The sequence below is a fragment of the Exiguobacterium sp. s28 genome (assembly GCF_018618135.1).
Classification (GTDB): domain Bacteria; phylum Bacillota; class Bacilli; order Exiguobacteriales; family Exiguobacteriaceae; genus Exiguobacterium; species Exiguobacterium mexicanum_A.
In genome coordinates, this window is the sequence record NZ_JACSLL010000028.1 from 1 (window position 1) to 3,074 (window position 3,074).

Below are 3,074 nucleotides of genomic sequence, written 5' to 3' on the forward strand. Positions count from 1 at the left end.
GAATGCCGACTTCTCACCATAAAAAAACACTCCCCAATCAGATAAACAGATTTGTTATTTCATCTGTCTACCTATTGGGGAGCATATCAAACAGGACGGGGTTTTGTATGTTAATGGGCCCATTCATCTCGCAACAGCCCGTACACGACGTGGTCGACGTAGCGGTCATAGAGCCACTCCGCATTGCGAAGCACCCCTTCTTCGAGGAAACCGAATCGCTCGGGCAGCGCCCGGCTCTTCACGTTCCCAGTTGCGACCCGAATCTCGATTTTATCGAGTTTCAAATCACGGAACCCATAATCGATGACCGTCTCGAGCGCTTGACTCATGATGCCCTTGCCTTGAAAGTCTTGGCCGAGCCAATAGCCGACCGTCCCGCATTTGATGCCCCGGTCGATGTCATTGAAGCCGATCGTCCCGGCGAGCTCGTCCTGATACACAATCGCGAACGATTTCGGATAGCCGCCCGTCTCCATCAATCCTTTGATTCGTCCTTCGATGTTTTGCCGCGAATCTTCGACCGTCTCGGTGTAATCGAGCCACCCGAGCCACTCGCGAAGGTATGGCTTCGATGCCATCGTCAATTGGAACAACGCCTCCGCGTCGTCAATGGTGAACATTCGTAGTTGAAGCTGATCATTGATGTCATAGCGTAACATGTCATTTCCCCCGTTAAGTTACCAATTATTGTGTTCTTCATCATTTCATCGTAAACTATTTGTAAATAATTTGAAAGCGGTGAAAGTATGTAATTCGACCTCATGTCATCCACCCAAAATTGAATAGTTCCGGAGGAGAGTCATGATGAAGTCGTTTTACCTGCTGCTGGTCAGTCAATGGCTGGCCAATATCGGCGACGTGCTTTATATCGTCGCCTTGATTGCTTTGTTATATCAACAGACCGGTTCCGCCCTGGCTGCGGCCAGTTTCCCGATTGCCGTCACGATCGGTATGACCGTGAGCGGTCTGTTCTTTGCCCGCGTCTTGTCTCGGTTCACCCTCGGTCAGACGTTGCTCGTCACACAACTGTTGAAGACAGTCTTGCTCGGGGCCGTCATTTGGTCGGAGTCGATTCTCGTCCTCGGCCTCGTCGTGCTCATCGCCTTCTTGGATGGGTTCGCCCGTCCGGTCCAGGCGTCGTTCATCCCCAGGCTGACGACGAATCGCCAACAAGCGAACAGTCTCGTCCAAGGGTCGAACCAGTTCATTCAGCTGGCGATGTGGCCTCTCGGCACGATGGTCGTCGCTTCCTTCTCAAGCGAGCTCGCTCTGATGATCGCGTTGATGTTGTTCATGCTCTCGACGCTCGTCACGCTTCGCTTCGTCCGTTCACTCGACCGCGACGTGACGGTAGAAGATGGCGAATCAGACATATCGCTTAAGGACAGCCTCGCCTTCGTGCGCACTGCTCCTTTCGCCAGGTTAATCACGGTGTTCGTCACGTTCGAGTCGTTCGTCAGCACACTCTGGATCTCGGCGCTCTTGCTCGTCTATTTGGAACGCCACCTCCACATCGATACGGGCTGGTGGGGAACGATGAACGCGAGCTTCTTGATTAGCATGATTCTGGCCAGCGCTTACCTGTATCGCGCAAAGCGCAACAGCTCGCTCGCCGTCAGCTCCATCTTGTCTGTCTTAGCGGCCCTATTGTTCGGCATGACATCTCATATCGCGTTCGCGCTCATCGCGCTCGCGGTTCAAGGATACGCCACCCAGCTCCGCATCATCCAGACGAACACGGTGCTCCAAGAAATGACACCTGCCTCGCAACTTCCGTACGTGTATAGCGTCCAACAGACGGCCTACACCCTCGCCTTCAGCATCGGCAGCCTGACGTTCGGACTACTCGCGGACGGATTGCCGATTGCCATCGTCTATTTGATTGGCGCAGCGTTGACCGTTCCGCTCGTCTGGGTCGGTCGACAAATCGACCAGATGGGAGATGTGGTCCAATCTTCATAACAAAAAGGCGCCCCCTTATATGATTTACAATTCCTTTGGTTACAACAGATTCATTCCGCATCACGTATACTAAAATGAAAATACTAGTTAGGAGGAATCTAAATATGAACACGTTATCAAACCAGGAAAAGGACGAGATATTGCAAACTCTACATGTACGATTTAACGCCCATCCCGAACGACATCCTGATCTAACTTGGCCCGACGTCTTGACTCGCCTTCAAGAGGACGACCGGAAACTCGTCGTGCTTGCCGAGATGGAACGAACCGGCGGCGAACCTGATGTGATTCGACTTCCGAATGGCGCCTTAGCTTTTTGCGACTGCTCTCCAGAAAGTCCGAGTGGTCGACGCAGCCTATGCTATGACGCTTCGGCGTTGGCGGCACGGAAGAAGAACAAACCGGATGGGAGCGCCGTCGCATTGGCTGAGGAGATGGGAATCGAGCTACTCGACGAAGCAACGTATCGTCATCTACAGACGCTCGGTTCGTTCGATTTGAAAACATCGAGCTGGATTTTCACTCCAGAAACGATTCGTCAAAAAGGCGGCGCCTTATTCTGCGACCGCCGCTACGACCATATCTTCCTCTATCATAATGGTGCCGATTCGTATTATGCGGCCCGTGGATTCCGCGGGATGTTGATTCTTTGAGCAGGGCCACGGGCCTTGCTTTTTGATGTGGATAGCCAAAAGAAAATGACTGGGAACTATATCACCCATCAGCGTTGGCTCCTCTAAATCTTGAAACAATATTTGTTCCCCAGATGCACACGGACCCCAGCCAAGAAAAAAATATGTTCAGACAATCAAAAGAAGGTTAGCCTACTCCTAATATCTTTCTTAAGATTTTTTGATCAAAATACGGTGTTTGAAATAAACGATAACCATTCATCATGTCTTAACTGTTCAAATTTTAAAGCCTACCTCCTATATGCCTACCAAAAATTTCAAATGAATGAACGGATGGGCATGATGGTTTATCTCACGTCTACATCACCCCAACAAAAAAACTGCAGACGATTTGAAGTGCTCCCTGTCAAGTAGACAGGACAAATAATGAAAACCAGCCTAGGCGGCTTGAGACCTGTATTCGACAGGGCTCAAGCCGTT

3 protein-coding genes are annotated in these 3,074 nt (G+C 50.9%); 2 read left to right on the forward strand and 1 reads right to left on the reverse strand.

The features are described 5' to 3' along the window. Window positions 1-110 precede the first annotated feature (110 nt). Window positions 111-659 carry a GNAT family N-acetyltransferase gene (locus KNP78_RS15485; protein WP_138859331.1) on the reverse strand — a complete coding sequence of 183 codons (549 nt, stop codon included), beginning with the start codon at window positions 657-659 and terminating at the stop codon, window positions 111-113. A gap of 145 nt (window positions 660-804) precedes the next feature. Between KNP78_RS15485 and KNP78_RS15490 the strand changes: the two genes are divergently transcribed. Further along, window positions 805-1,962, forward strand: a complete 1,158-nt coding sequence (locus KNP78_RS15490) for an MFS transporter (protein WP_214797555.1) — start codon at window positions 805-807, stop codon at window positions 1,960-1,962. A gap of 104 nt (window positions 1,963-2,066) precedes the next feature. Then, window positions 2,067-2,615 (forward strand): DUF4256 domain-containing protein, encoded by a 549-nt coding sequence (locus KNP78_RS15495; RefSeq protein WP_214797556.1) that lies wholly within the window; start codon window positions 2,067-2,069, stop codon window positions 2,613-2,615. The last annotated feature ends 459 nt before the right edge of the window (window positions 2,616-3,074 follow it).